Origin of the sequence: Winogradskyella flava (genome assembly GCF_014243395.1) — a bacterium.
In the GTDB taxonomy this organism is placed as follows: domain Bacteria; phylum Bacteroidota; class Bacteroidia; order Flavobacteriales; family Flavobacteriaceae; genus Winogradskyella; species Winogradskyella flava.
Map to the genome: position 1 here is coordinate 1,416,143 of NZ_JACLCP010000001.1, position 14,864 is coordinate 1,431,006.

Genomic DNA, 14,864 nt, shown 5'->3' on the forward strand with positions numbered 1-14,864 from the left:
TATGAAAACAAATAAATTATTTTTATGTATTTCCTTAATTATGTTCACATGTTTTGGTTGTGAAGAATTTTTAGAGGAAGACCCAAGAGATATTATTACTCCAGAAAATTTCTTTGCCACTGATGAGGATGCAAAACAGGGTATTACCGGTATATACTCGCTAATTAAAAACAACTCTATTTATGGACAAGCAGGGTTAGATAATTGGTATGATAACGGAGTCGATATTATAGAGCCAAATCGTTCACATCCAATTTTTGAGGTAATGGGTAATTACAGTTTAAGTGCGGCTACCGCTGATATTTCAAACCAAAAAATGAGTGTGTCTGATACTTGGCAGAATCTGTATAGAGTTATCTTAAATACAAATGTTTTTATTGATAGGGTTTCAGGAAATGAAGCCATTTCTGAAGATGTGCAGACCAATACTATCGCAAATGCGAGATTTCTGCGCGCTATGGCTTATTGGCATATTACCAACCTTTGGGGTGATGCTCCTTTTTATACAGAAGTTCTTACCCTAGAAGAGATTGGTTCACTAGGAAGAACTGATAAAGATATTATTTTGGCAAGCGTATTAGATGACTTGGAGTTTGCACAAAATAATTTGCCATCTGTTTTACCAGATGAAGATAGAGGAAGAGCCTCTAAGTGGGCAGCGGCTGTTATTGAGGCAAAAATACATATGAAAGCTGAAGAATGGCAAATGGGCTTAGATAAATGTTTAGAGATTGTCAATGGATCTCCTCATATCGTATTACCAACTTATGCGGAAGTGTTTGACCCTTCTAACGAATATAATGCAGAAATTATTTGGTCATTAGATTTTGCTAAGGATGTTACAGGACAATTTGAGCCAGCATTTCCAGGCCGTGCATTTGCTGGAAATAATTATTGGAGACCAAGTCTCTTTAATCCACGTATAAGAGATGAGCCAGCAAATTCAGATGATAGAGATCCTCTGAGGGCAGCTCTAACTGCAAATGGAGAAGAATTTAATGGTACTGGACTTCAGATTGCATCATTAGACTTTGCTAATAAATTTCCTGCTAATGATTTAAGAAGACCATTAAATATTATGGATTCTTATGAGGGTTTTCAATTGAATCATACATATATACCTAAGTTTATGAGTCTTAATTTTGAGACTTCCCCAAGATTTAATCACGGAGATAATAGATTAGTATTCAGAATGGCGGATGTGTATCTAATGGCTGCAGAATGTGAAAACGAACGTCCAGGTGGTAATGCTAATACAGCTTTTGAGTATATTAGGAGTATACGAGAGCGTGCTTATGCGACTGTAGGAGAGGCTGAAGCTATTTTAGGTCTAAGTCAACAAGCGTTTAGAGAGGCTATTTATGATGAGCGTAAATGGGAGTTGGCAGCGGAAGCACACAGAAGATACGATTTAATAAGATGGGGTATTTATTTAGATGTTGTTCGTAATGCGGAATTCATAACTTATAATCCTGATGAAAATATACAGGATTATCACGTTTTATTGCCAATTCCATTAAATGAATTACAGCTAAATCCAAATTTAACTCAAAATCCAGGTTATTAATAGTTCATTTTGGATGTTGATGATAACATGGAATACAAAATTTATAATTCAAATAAAAACATAAAATATTATGTGACCAATTTATTTGAATAAGTAATATTTAAACCCAAATTTATTGGAGTCAGATCCAACAAATAGTGGATATAGATAAGAATTAGTATTTGAGTTAGCTAGTTTTTAAACAATAGAAGACCGGAATATTTCAATTTCGGTCTTCTTTGCTAAACAATAATTTTTTAATAAAATCCTAAGAACATAAATACAGTATAGTACAGGGTACAAATACTATTTATGAAACTTATCTTGTTCTGCTATTAGGTAATACCTTGTTTAATGAAATCAAAAGTTGTTTTTTGGATATGTATTATAGCACCATTTCTGGCCTACTCGCAAATTAAACATGGACTTAGGGATGAGCAAGGTCGGCATATCATTCCTCGAGGTTTTGTTATTAATACAAATGATCATAAGGGTGAAGTATTTTTTAACGGTGATGACTATGCGCGAATGGTAAGAATGGGTGCCAATACTCAAGTCATTCGTTTAGAATTAGGTAAGCTAAGTAACTTTCCTGGAGGCAAACTTGAACCAAATTACCTTAAAAAACTCGACACACTTGTTGATTTAGGGAGGCACCATGGTATAAAAACGGTTTTTAAAATGACGGTTTATGGTGTCGATAAATTTGTGTGGGAAGCGTTTTGGCAGAATAAAAAAAACGAATACGAGACCTATATTGACGCATGGAAAGTCATTTGGAAGCGATTTACTAATGATGATTCAGTCCTAGGTTATGATGTAGTTAATGAACCTCGGAAGCTAACTATGGATATTTCTTATGACGATTTAACCAATACATATCTCATTCCATTATATCAAGAAATTATTGATGAAAGCCAAAAAATCAATGCAGATAAGATGATATTGTTTCAATCTATCTTTATGAATAAAGGACATAAAATAGATAATAATCAATATTCAGAAATAAAGTCACCAATCAACAGAAAGAACATCATTTTTGCTCCACATATATACCAAAACGATATTGACTTTATCAAACGTAATATGGATCGGTTTGATAAAGAATCAGACATGTTAAATGCACCAATTCTTATAGGTGAATGGGGTTTTCCAACCTTTGCAATCACAGATACGCTGATTGAAGGTAAATTAGGTCAGTTAAAATATCGCGAGCTCTATATTAGAACCGCTGAGGTTTTTGATCGTATGGGAGTAGGTACAATCAAAGCCTGGTTTTTAGGGAACAGAACCATGCAGCATTTTCTACCTGGTGGGCCATCAACATGGTCAATCTTTAGTGATAGTACAGATGCTGGTACTGTGGAACGCAAGTACATTACCGATGTTATATCAAGACCATTTCCGCAAGCGATAGCAGGCGATATCCGCTCATTTTTCTTTAATCATGCAACGCGAACGCTTGATTTAAAAATTAAAACTGACAACAGTAATGGCGCCTCAAAAATATTCGTTGGCGCTAATCGACATTATCCCGATGGATTTTCAATCCTCATAGATTCGGATATTGTTATGTATTATAATCCATTAAAAAATGTGGGGTTAGAAACTTATAAATCAACAAATTATTTTGATCCAACTAATTATATTTGGGATGCTAATACACAAAAATTAGTGATTTTAAAATGGCCAAAGAATCAAGACTATCTCAATATTAAAATTGTACCAGGAATACGAAATTTTGACTAATAAACTAAAAGATAAAAAATGAAGAAATTACTGCTAGTCGCATGTATTGTTACAACTTTTTTCTGCTGTAAATCAGAAACGAATAACCAGCAAACGAAGAGTAAGAAAGATGCTGAAATTGCTAAAAAAGTGGAAAGTCTTATCAGCAAAATGACTTTGGAGGAAAAGATTGCTGAAATGACCCAAGATGCACCAGCTAATGAACGCTTAGGAATTCCGTATATGAAGTATGCAGAAGCATTGCACGGTATGTGGCTTGTTCTTGACTATTATGGAAACACCACGGTTTATCCTCAAGCTATTGCCGCTGGTTCTACTTGGGAACCCGAGCTGGTCAAAAAAATGGCCTCTCAAACAGCACTAGAAGCGCGTGCTTTAGGTGTTACACATTGTTATTCACCTAATTTAGATGTAATTTCTGGTGATCCAAGATATGGTCGGGTTGAAGAATCTTATGGGGAAGACCCCTATTTGGTGTCTAAGATGGGTGTTGCATTTATCGAGGGTTTACAGGGTACTGGTGATGAGCAATTTGATGAAAATCATGTGATGGCAACGGCTAAGCATTTTATTGGTTATCCAGAAAATCGACGTGGTATCAATGGTGGTTTTAGTGATATGTCTGAGCGTCGTTTGCGAGAGGTTTATCTTCCACCCTTTGAGGCCGCTGTGAAGGAAGCAAAGGTAGGTTCTGTTATGCCAGGGCATCAAGATTATAATGGCGTGCCAAACCATATGAATACATGGTTACTAAAAGATATTTTACGAGATGAGCTAGGCTTCGACGGTTTTATTGTTTCTGATAATAATGATGTTGCAAGGTTAGGAACCATGCATTTTATTGCTGAAACTAGAGCCAAGTCGGCTATCTTAGGTTTAAAAGCAGGTGTAGATATGGATTTAGTAATAGGAAAAAATGAAAAACTAGCAGCATATCATACCAATGTATTGAAGGATACGATTATACAAAATCCTGAATTGATGACTTATATTGACAAAGCAACGTCTCGTATTTTAACTGCAAAATATAAATTGGGTTTATTTGATACAGAACCAAAAGAGATTGACACGGAAACTGTAAATGCTGGTAGAAAAGAGCATCAAGACTTTTCTTATGAAATGGCAAAAAAGGCCATGATTTTATTGAAAAATGACAATAACTTATTGCCACTAGATATCAATAATATTAAATCCTTAGCAGTAATTGGACCTAATGCTCATGAAGAACAACCAAAAAAAGGGACTTATTCTCTATTAGGAGGCTATTCTGGATTACCACCGTATTACACGTCAGTTTTAGAAGGCTTAACGAGTAAAACTGAAGGCAAAGTACAAATAAACTACGCCAAAGGTTGTGATTTATTGAGCAATTCAAAAGAAGGATTTTCGGATGCTATTGCAGCCGCAAAAAAGTCAGATGCTGTTGTGCTTGTGGTTGGTGGTTCTCGCAAGACAGGTGGTGAAGGTGCAGACCGCTCAAATTTAGATTTATATGGAGTCCAAAATGAATTGGTGGAAGCTATCCATAAAACAGGAAAACCAGTAATTGTGGTTTTAATAAATGGTCGTCCTTTAACAATTAACTATATAGCAGAAAATATTCCATCGATACTGGAAACTTGGTACTTAGGAATGCGTTCTGGCGATGCCATTGCCGATGCTATTTTTGGAGATGCCAATCCAGGTGGTAAGCTTACAGTGTCGTTTCCTCGCGATGTAGGTCAGTTGCCTGTAACGTATTTAGAGCGACCGGATTTTATAGGTTCTGGTAAAGGCTTATATAAAGATGCAGATAAATCGCCATTATATCCATTTGGTTTTGGGTTGAGTTATACCACTTTTAAGCATGGTATACCTAAACTTGAGAGCACAACCATCAATGCAGATGGTTCAACTACGGTTTCTGTAGATGTTACAAATACAGGGCAAAGAGAAGGCGATGAAGTGGTGCAAATGTATGTGCGAGATGATTATGCTTCGGTTGGGCGTTACCTAAAAATGCTTAAAGGTTTTGAGCGTATCACTTTAAAACCAGGAGAGACAAAAACGGTCAGCTTTAGTTTAGGTTTTGATGAGCTTAATATTTTAAATCAAGAGATGAAGAAAGTAGTTGAGCCTGGAACATTCACAATTTCAGTTGGTTCATCTTCCTCAGAAAAAGACTTGCAAAAAGTGACGCTTAAAGTTAAATAATGCAGAGATAATTATTTTCTAATATCATAAAATTATGAAAAAAAAAATATCCAAAATTGCGCTTCTATTTATACTTTCAATAGTATCCAATCAAACGTTTTCTCAAACCGCAACTTGCGATGGTATATTACCTTTTGAAGAGGAGAATGGGTTACTAACTATTGAAATGGAATCCGGTATCTTACCTTCTGGGTCAGATTGGCAAACTGGTAGTGAAGCTGATCCCAATTTACCTGGATCGACCATAAATTATATATATTGGGATGGGCCACAGTCTTTCAATGCATTAAGTGGAGCTCCTATTACTTACAATATAAAAATTAATAATCCTGGTACTTACAGACTCGCATGGCGCGGAAGAATAGGTACAGGTACCTCAGGAGGAGAACACAATGATGCATGGCTTCGTATAGTAGCTGATGACTTTTATGCTACTAATCAAAACAATGCAACGGCTACTCCTCAGTTAGAGCCAAGGCCTAGTTGTGTCAGTAATCCAGATAGAGATTGTCCAGCAGGTTCTAGTACTAATGGGTATTTTAAAGCCTTTATGAATAGACACCCTGTAAATCTCCCTGTCGATCAGCGTTGGGGTTTCGTTACAAATACAAACGATGGTAGTTCTTTTAGGTTTATATGGGCCACTTTTAATGCTCCAGGTAATTATTCCGTTATTGTAGATGCTAGGTCTAGTTTCTTTTTTATGGATAAAATGGTATTGCGCAGAACGGATGTTTCTGATAGTACAGCATTTAATTTAAATAATCCAGAGTCTTCCTGCTACGACGCTTTATCTATAAATGATGTAAACAAATCAGAAACAAAAATTTACCCAAACCCAACAATGGGGGAAATAGAAATTAGCAACCTACCTATAAATTCTAATTTAACTATTTTTAATTTTTCTGGAGCCATCATCAAGGAGATACACACAACAAAATCATTAGAAATTATTGATGTTAGTGATTTAGAAAGCGGTATTTATTTTATATCCAATTCTGATAAAAATAATTATTTTGTAAAAAAAATCATTAAAATATAACCTCCCTAAATTGTAAGTTGATTAAGGTTTTTAGAAGTTTATTATTAAGTGTAATCCTTTTTTTTAATTGTAGAAACGAGGAGGTAAATAAACATGGTAAACCCAATATTCTTTTTATTCTTGTTGATGATTTAGGGTATCATGATTTGGGTATTACTGGAAGCACGTTTTACGAAACTCCAAACGTAGATAGATTGGCTACTGACGGGGTGATGTTTACTAATGGTTATGCTTCAAGTCGGGTTTGCAGCCCTTCGAGGGCTAGCATCATGACAGGTAAATTTACAGCACGCCATGGTATTACGGATTGGATTGGTGCCAAAGCTGGAGAAGATTGGCGCACAAGAAACCGACATGATAAACTGTTGCCCGCCGAATATGTTAGGCAATTGCCACAAGGCGAAATTACAATTGCGGAAGCTTTTAAGGAAAACGGTTATACAACATTCTTTGCAGGGAAGTGGCATTTAGGTGGTGAAGGGTCTTATCCAGAAGACCATGGTTTCGATATTAATATTGGAGGCACAGAAGCAGGTTCGCCTAGAGGTGGTTTTTTTTCACCTTGGAACAATCCTAAGTTGTCAAACAAAGCGAAAGGAGAAAACCTATCGATGCGATTAGCTAAGGAAACAGCCAATTTTATCAGTCAAAATAAAGATTCAACCTTTTTTGCTTTTTTATCCTTTTATGCCGTGCATGCACCTATTCAAACTACAGAAGAGAAGTGGAATAAATACAGGAATAAAGCAGATAGTATAGGAATTGTAGATAAAGGTTATATGATGGAGCGCGTTTTACCCATTCGTCAAGTTCAAGACAATCCTATTTATGGTGGTTTAGTAGAAACTATGGACGACGCAGTTGGGCTAGTACTAGAGGCTCTTGAAGCCAATGGAATCGCAGATAATACTATTGTGGTTTTTACATCAGATAATGGTGGCGTCGCTTCTGGAGATCATTACGCTACGAGTAATTTACCACTAAGAGGGGGCAAAGGCTATCAATGGGAAGGTGGTTTAAAAGAGCCTTTTATTATTAGAGTACCTTGGTTGAATAATGTTGGTGCTAAAACAGATTATCCAGTTATTGCAACGGATTTTTACCCAACACTATTAGATTTAGCAGATTTATCGCTTAATGAAGATCAACATGTAGATGGTTTAAGCTTAAAACCCTTATTGACTGATGAAGATTTGAAAATAGAAAGACCCTTGTATTGGCATTATCCGCATTACGGTAATCAAGGTGGAGAACCAAGTTCTGTAATTCAACTAGAGGGTTGGAAATTGATTCACTATTGGGAAGATGGACGTCAAGAGCTTTATAAATTACCATCAACAGAACATGATACTTTAAATGTAATTTCTAAACATTCAGAAATTGCCAAAAATCTCAGCGACAATTTAATATCGTGGTTAAAAGAAGTCAACGCAAAGTTTCCAACTGAAGATCCTGAATTCGATAAGGCAAAAGCTGAAAAGAGAAGACTTAATACCATAAAGAACAAGTGGCCATCATTAGAAAGACATAGAATGGAGGTGCTTTCAGAAGATTTTCAACCTAACAAAACGTGGTGGAAAAGTAAAGTGAATAACGATTAAAGTGAAAAGTTATATCCTTACTACAATATGTTCTTTTTAAAATGATTATTCCCTAAGCAGTATAAAAATCGATTTGACCCCACATAGTGTTAAGTTGATTGAATTAATACCGCAATAAAAATTGTGCATGTTTTACAGTATTCAACCAAAACTAAAAAATAGTAATCTTAATAGTAACTCATTTAAGATAGGTGCAGGTAAGTGCAGGATACTATACTGACATTATATATATAAATTTATCTTTTAAAGGGTTAGTGTTCTTGTAACTGACTAAATTTTAATTAACTAAAACAATAAATTATGAAAAAAATTACTTTAAAAATTAGCGCATTTGTATTATTTGCAATGTCTGCGCTTCAAGTACAGGCTCAGAATTGTCCTGAACTATGGCTTGAACCAGGTGTTTATAAACTTGCAACGTGCGGTCTGACTACGGAATTTTATATGACCATTGATGGTACTTCTGGCGAGTTAGTATGGGCTGAAGAATTAGCAGGTGATGATGCAACACAACTTTGGACTGTAATAGACCATAGAGAGCCAGCTTCTTCTGGATATGTGGAAATTACTGCAGACATCACACCTGGTCCTGGAGCCTTTACCATGATTGTAGATCAATCAACTTATGATGGGTCTGGAGCAGATCCTGAAATTAGAGTTAATGTTAGACCTGGTCTGCCGGTAAGCGATACAAATGATGCAAACTACGGTTATGACCAGTTTCAAAGAAGAAAAGCGACTGGTTGGAGCGGTGCTGGAAATAATGCATTGTTCGCTAAACCTGTAGGACAAGGAAACTTAAGATATAGTGTAGCTCCAACGGCAGCAGGTGATCAAGTACTGTTTCAAAATGGGGGTACAATTAACGATATTCGTTTCATTCTTGTTGAAGCATTAAGCACTGAAGAGTTTGATGCGAGTTCTGTTTTTATCTCAAACCCTGTGAAAGATGAATTAAAAATAGAGGGCTTGAATCAAAGCATTAAACAAATTTCTGTGTATGACTTACTTGGAAAACAAGTAATTAATAGTAATCTTGTAGATGATACAACTTCAGCTAATTTAGATGTAAGTTCATTAAATAGTGGTTTATACATTGTGAAATTAGAAGGAGAAAACGGTCAGAGTCTCACCAAAAAAATAATAAAAGAATAAACATTATATATTTGATATAACATGTTTTTTAGAATCATCCCATCTTTTCTAATTATAAAAGATGGGATGATTTGTTTATTACAAGAATAAAAAATAGAGAAATGCAAAGACTAGCCTTTAAAATGAAATTAAATAAGGGTCAAAAAGAAGCTTATATTCAAAGGCATAGTGATTTATGGCCAGAACTTAAAGCGCTTTTAAAAGCTAATGGTGTTAGTGAGTATTCCATTTTTTTAGACGAAGAAACTAATATGTTGTTCGCTTTTCAAAAAGTCTCAGGTTCTGGAGGTTCTCAAGATTTAGCATCAAATACTATCGTGAAAAAATGGTGGGATTTTATGGCAGATATTATGGAGGTGAATCCAGATAATTCACCAGTTTCTATTCCTCTGGAAGAAGTATTCTTTATGGAGTAAGTTTTTTAACTATTTCTCAGGATAGAGCAGGATACTGTGAATCGCTTTTCTAACTATTTTTATAACGTTCTTCAACTTGAAGACAAAAAGAAAAAGAAAAGCATGAAAAAAAATACACTAAGCATAAGGCTTTTAAGAAAAAACTTATGCCTTCTTCTTACGTTGTGCTTTGTTCAACTCCAATTTGGACAAGTAGTTTTAGAAAATGAAGTACATATTACTGATTTTGGTTTGCACTTTAATGGAAGCAAAGTGGCAAATACATCATCTGATAATGGAAGTACCACTACTTACGATTATGTTTTCGGACGGAACATTTCTGCCCATGGCGATTGTATAAAGACTTACGGGGATTATGTTTTTATGACTTGGTATCGTGGAGGAAAAACAGATAGACATGTCATGCTAACGCGGTACAACACCGTTACTGGTACGATGGCGACTATTGAGTTTCCGCATACGCACACTGGTTTTCAAAATAAGTGGTGGCTCGGAGAATCTCACAATACTATTGCTGTTGGTGTAAGCCCTTTAGACGGAACCATACACTTATTGTACGATATGCATGCCTATAGTGCAACAAGGCCATCAGATGGGAGTTTAGCCAATGATTATTTTAGATATTCCTATTCAATTGCAAATACTGCAACACTTCCTGATGTAGATTTTACCTTAGATAAATTTGTCCAAAACGGAAGTGGTGGCTACAAGCATTTAAAGTTAACGGGTAACGAAAATCAAAATGAATTTGATGGATTAACCTATCCATCTTTTTTTCTAAACGATGCAGGAGAACTTTTGATGAACATGCGTGAGGGTGGTCATACTAATGGTAAATATAAATTTACTACTTATAACGCCAGTACTAGTACATGGTCTAATTTTACGGATTTTAATGCATTAAATGCCAGTAGCCAACCAGGTATTAACTATAATTGGGGGCTTTATGGTAGTTTAAAGTATGTTAATGGTAAAATGCGTGTGGGTTTCCAAAGAAGATCTGCTAATAGCAATGATAAGTACCAATTACAAAATGGGGTATATTATGCCTACTCTGATGACCAGACGGGCGCTTCTAATTGGAAAAATCATCAAGGACAGAGTTTTAGTCTACCACTCTACGATGCTGATTTTATAGAAGTTATAGAACCTGGAGATTATGTGCAAACTACCCAGACTGATCAAGTTTACATCGTACAAGGTTTTGATTGGACGGTTACCGATAATGGCGATGTGCATATCATTAGTCGAGTAAGAGATCTCGAATTTAATGTGACGAAGAATTTACATACTTATAAACCGGCTGGTGCTACCGATTTTATAACCTCAGAAAACTTTTCTGGTGCGGATGCTATTTACACTGCCGGAGATGATGTATTTATCATTAGTTTAAGTAACGGTAGAGTTAAAGTTGAAAAAACGGAAGGTGGCACTAATAATTTTACAACCGTATATCAGGCTACAACAGGTAAAACTTTTGACCATGGGCGTGTACATGTTAATAACGGTAAATTATACTATTATTTAATGGAAAATGCCTCAGGCAGTGCGCAACCGTTATACCTACAAATCATTGATTTAGATATTGTTCAAGAGCCATTTAGAGTATCATTAACATCACCATTTGATGGTGAAACTTATGATATAGGAGAAACTATTCAAATATCAGCCGATGCGATTGATGAAAATGGAAGTATATCTAAAGTGGATTTTTTAGTTAATGGTACTTTGTTCGGAGAAGATACCACAGAACCTTACACTTTAGATTGGACACCAACTACGGAAAGTGCTTATGATATTCAAGCTGTAGCTTATAGCGCGAGTAATGAAACTGTGAATTCTGCCGAAATTACAGTTAATATTCAAGTTTTTGATCCTAACGATTTAACAGGTGATATTTATCGCATCAAGAATTTCGTCACGGGGAAATACCTACATTCTGTAGGTGCAGATGTGGTTGAGGCTGATGATGGTACCAATGTCGCTCCTGGAGATAAAGAATGGGAGTTTGTGCTGGCTGGTGCTTATTATAATATCGAAAGCAAAAGATCTGACCGAGGAATTTTAAGGTCAGCAGGAAATCCAGCAAATGATATCATCAATACTGGTTTTGCCGCACCAAGAGAAGATTCCGATAAACAATTTACAGTAGTCTATAATAGCACTGATGGCACGTATCAGTTTGAAACTCGAAACGGTTCAAATTATATATACCATAATGCTAATGGTATAATTGAACATGTCGGAAACACGGACGATAGATCAAAATGGATCGTGGAATCAACAACGCTTAGTACTCCTGAGGTTGAAGCTGATGTCTTTTCGGCAAAGATTTTTCCAAATCCAGCTGAGGACGCGTTTACCATTCAGTTAAATAGTGTCAATAAAGCCAATGTTATAATTTACAATATGCTCGGAAAAATTGTTTATCAAGATACTATGGATTCTGATAAAATTAATATTGAAAATAACGGGCAATTCAAATCAGGACTATACCTCATAAAAGTTGTTGATGACAACCAAAGGGTTTTCCATACAAAGCTTATGATTAGATAAATTATAAATAACACTCAACTGCTTAAAGAAGCTAGAGGTTTTAATAGCTCTAGCTTTTTTTATTGATCTGAAACCAAATTTAAATTGTGATATTCAACTCACCTTATAGTACAGGATAGTTTAAAGGCATTTTCACTGTATTTTCAACTGTTTAGATTTTAAAAACTATGAAAGAAAAATACTTTAAGACAAGTTGGAGTATCAAATATGTCTGTTTACTTTTATTATTTACTACTTATTTTATTTCTGGTCAAGTAGTTCTAGAAAATGAAGTTGAAATTACAGATATCGCTTTACACTTTGATGGTGTACAAGTAAATGATGAATCTGCACCAAATTCAACTACAGGTTACGACTATAAATTTGGGCCACAAATTTCTGCGCATGGAGATTGCATAACCACATATAATGAATATGTGTTTATGACTTGGTATAAAGGTGGTAAGGCCAATAGAAATATGATGCTAACCCGTTACAATACCATTACAGGGACTGTGGCTACCATTGAGTTTCCGCATAAACATACAGGTTGGCGTAATATATGGTATATTGGTGAATCTCATAATACCATTGGTGTAGGTGTAAGTCCTTTAGATGGAACCATTCATCTGCTTTTTGATATGCATGCTTATACTAATACGAGACCATCTGACGGAAGTTTAAGTGATGATTACTTTAGATATTCGTATTCTATTGCAAATGCAGCCTCAGTTCCTGATACAGAATTCACTTTAGACAAATTTGTTCAAAATACTAATGGTGGTTATAAGCATTTAAGTTTAAACGGTGTTGAAATTTATGGTGCATTTTCTGAGTTTACTTATCCGCAATTTTTTCTAAATAATCAAGGAGATTTGTTTTTTTCGATGCGAAAGGGCTCAAGCTCAAATGGAGGTTATCACTTCGCAAAATATGATGCAGCTACGTCCACTTGGTCTGATTTTATAAAGTTTGCAGATAAAAATGCTAGTAATTTTGGTCAAGATTATAATTGGGGCATGTATGGAAGATTAAAATATGTTGGTGGAAAAATTAGAATCGGTTTTCAACGACGTTCTGGAAATAATACAGATAAGTATCAGTATCAAAATGGCGTGTATTATGCGTATGCTGACGATCAAAGTGGTGCCACTAATTGGAAAAACCATGAAGGTACAAGTATTACTTTACCGCTACGTAATGCTGATGAGATAAAAGTAATGGAACCAGGAGATTACGTACAAACGACCCAAACTAATCAAGTTTACATCGTACAAGGATTTGATTGGACCGTTACCGAGAATGGAGATGAACACATTATTAGTCGCGTTAGGGATGACGAATTTAATGTGACCAAGAATTTACATACTTACAGACCAGCAGGTGTTACGGATTTTATTACTACAGAGAGTTTTTCGGGAGCAGAAGCCATTTACACGGCTGGTAATGATATATTTTTAATTGGTCTAACAAACGGTCGCGTTCGAATACAAAAAGCTGCAGGTGGCACTAATAATTTTACAACGGTATATCAGCCTACAACAGGTAGAACTTTCAGACATGGCAGAGTTTATATAGCGGATGGTAAATTATACTACTATTTAATGGAAAGTGGGCATTCAGATGATACGAGACCATTGTATTTACAAATCATTGATTTAGATATCATTCAAGAACCATTTAGAGTATCATTAACGTCACCGTTTAATGATGAAACTTATGACTTAGGTGAAACAATACCCATTTCCGCAGACGCTGTTGATGAGAATGGAAGTATTTCTAAAGTAGCGTTTTTGCTTAATGGTGCGTTGTTTGGAGAAGATACCACTGCGCCATATACTTTAGATTGGACACCAGATACAGAGGGTGCTTACGATATTCAGGCTGTGGCCTATAATGCAAATAATGAAACTGTAACTTCTAACGAAATTACTGTTAATATAGAAATTGATGATCCAACAGATTTATCAGGCGATATTTATAGATTGAAAAATTTTGTAACTGGAAAATACTTAATGTCTGATGGTTCTGCTGTTGTTACTAGTGACACGGGAGATGGTGTGGTAAGCGAATGGGAATTTATAGCTTCTGGCTCAGGTGATTATTACAATATCGATAATGGTGATAGAGGCATCCTAAGATTTACAGGAGGTTCAGCAGGTACCATGATAAACACAAATTTTACTCCGCCTAGGGTTGATGTTGATAAAATATGGACGGTTATTCCTAATGCAGATGGGACTTATACTTTTGAAACTAGAAACCTAAATAGATACCTGTATCACCACGCTGACGGCACAATCATTCACTCTTCAGGCAATGATGATAGAGCTAAATGGTTCGTGGAATCAACAACACTAAGTACTCCAGAGGTAGATGTTGACCCTTTTTCAGTAATGGTTTTTCCAAATCCAGCTAATGATAAATTTACAATAGCATTAAAAGGTTTTAATAATGCGACGGTTACTATCTACGATATTTTAGGTAAGACTGTTTATACAAACGCTATTACATCAGGTGCCATAGAAATAAATACAGATAATAGATTTAAGTCTGGGATTTATATCTTAAGGGTTATTGGCGATAATCAACGTATATATAATAGTAAAATAGTTATTGAATAGATA

The 14,864-nt window shown here is 35.4% G+C and carries 9 protein-coding genes; all 9 read left to right on the forward strand.

Features of this window, described 5'->3' with window-relative positions; all coding sequences use genetic code 11:
* Position 1: 1 nt before the first annotated feature.
* The 9 genes from H7F21_RS06195 (at position 2) to H7F21_RS06235 (ending at position 14,861) form a co-directional block, all read left to right on the forward strand.
* On the forward strand, positions 2–1,567 hold the full coding sequence (locus tag H7F21_RS06195) for a RagB/SusD family nutrient uptake outer membrane protein (RefSeq protein WP_185788332.1): 1,566 nt from the start codon (positions 2–4) through the stop codon (positions 1,565–1,567).
* Between the two features lie 333 nt (positions 1,568–1,900).
* A complete protein-coding gene (locus H7F21_RS06200) occupies positions 1,901–3,295 on the forward strand; it encodes a cellulase family glycosylhydrolase (RefSeq protein ID WP_185788333.1) in 1,395 nt (464 codons plus the stop codon).
* An 18-nt stretch (positions 3,296–3,313) separates the two neighbouring features.
* The gene (locus tag H7F21_RS06205) at positions 3,314–5,488 is read left to right on the forward strand and encodes a beta-xylosidase (RefSeq protein ID WP_185788334.1); all 2,175 of its coding nucleotides are present in this window, start codon (positions 3,314–3,316) and stop codon (positions 5,486–5,488) included.
* Between the two features lie 34 nt (positions 5,489–5,522).
* Positions 5,523–6,530: a T9SS type A sorting domain-containing protein gene (locus H7F21_RS06210; RefSeq protein WP_185788335.1), complete on the forward strand. Its 1,008-nt coding sequence runs from the start codon at positions 5,523–5,525 to the stop codon at positions 6,528–6,530.
* 17 nt (positions 6,531–6,547) lie between these two features.
* The gene (locus tag H7F21_RS06215; RefSeq protein ID WP_185788336.1) at positions 6,548–8,131 is read left to right on the forward strand and encodes a sulfatase; all 1,584 of its coding nucleotides are present in this window, start codon (positions 6,548–6,550) and stop codon (positions 8,129–8,131) included.
* 345 nt (positions 8,132–8,476) lie between these two features.
* Positions 8,477–9,286, forward strand: a complete 810-nt coding sequence (locus tag H7F21_RS06220) for a T9SS type A sorting domain-containing protein (RefSeq protein ID WP_185788337.1) — start codon at positions 8,477–8,479, stop codon at positions 9,284–9,286.
* 101 nt (positions 9,287–9,387) lie between these two features.
* Positions 9,388–9,702 carry an L-rhamnose mutarotase gene (gene rhaM / locus H7F21_RS06225; protein WP_185788338.1) on the forward strand — a complete coding sequence of 105 codons (315 nt, stop codon included), beginning with the start codon at positions 9,388–9,390 and terminating at the stop codon, positions 9,700–9,702.
* A gap of 102 nt (positions 9,703–9,804) precedes the next feature.
* Positions 9,805–12,258 (forward strand): T9SS type A sorting domain-containing protein, encoded by a 2,454-nt coding sequence (locus H7F21_RS06230; protein ID WP_185788339.1) that lies wholly within the window; start codon positions 9,805–9,807, stop codon positions 12,256–12,258.
* A gap of 167 nt (positions 12,259–12,425) precedes the next feature.
* Complete coding sequence (locus H7F21_RS06235) at positions 12,426–14,861, forward strand: BNR-4 repeat-containing protein (RefSeq protein WP_185788340.1); 2,436 nt, start codon at positions 12,426–12,428, stop codon at positions 14,859–14,861.
* Positions 14,862–14,864: the final 3 nt, after the last annotated feature.

Bases quoted from the DNA above. Each gene is read 5' to 3' on its own strand.
- H7F21_RS06195 (WP_185788332.1), top strand. From the start codon at position 2: ATGAAAACAAATAAATTATTTTTATGTATTTCCTTAATTATGTTCACA.
- H7F21_RS06200 (WP_185788333.1), top strand. From the start codon at position 1,901: ATGAAATCAAAAGTTGTTTTTTGGATATGTATTATAGCACCATTTCTG.
- H7F21_RS06205 (WP_185788334.1), top strand. From the start codon at position 3,314: ATGAAGAAATTACTGCTAGTCGCATGTATTGTTACAACTTTTTTCTGC.
- H7F21_RS06210 (WP_185788335.1), top strand. From the start codon at position 5,523: ATGAAAAAAAAAATATCCAAAATTGCGCTTCTATTTATACTTTCAATA.
- H7F21_RS06220 (WP_185788337.1), top strand. From the start codon at position 8,477: ATGTCTGCGCTTCAAGTACAGGCTCAGAATTGTCCTGAACTATGGCTT.
- rhaM (WP_185788338.1), top strand. From the start codon at position 9,388: ATGCAAAGACTAGCCTTTAAAATGAAATTAAATAAGGGTCAAAAAGAA.
- H7F21_RS06230 (WP_185788339.1), top strand. From the start codon at position 9,805: ATGAAAAAAAATACACTAAGCATAAGGCTTTTAAGAAAAAACTTATGC.
- H7F21_RS06235 (WP_185788340.1), top strand. From the start codon at position 12,426: ATGAAAGAAAAATACTTTAAGACAAGTTGGAGTATCAAATATGTCTGT.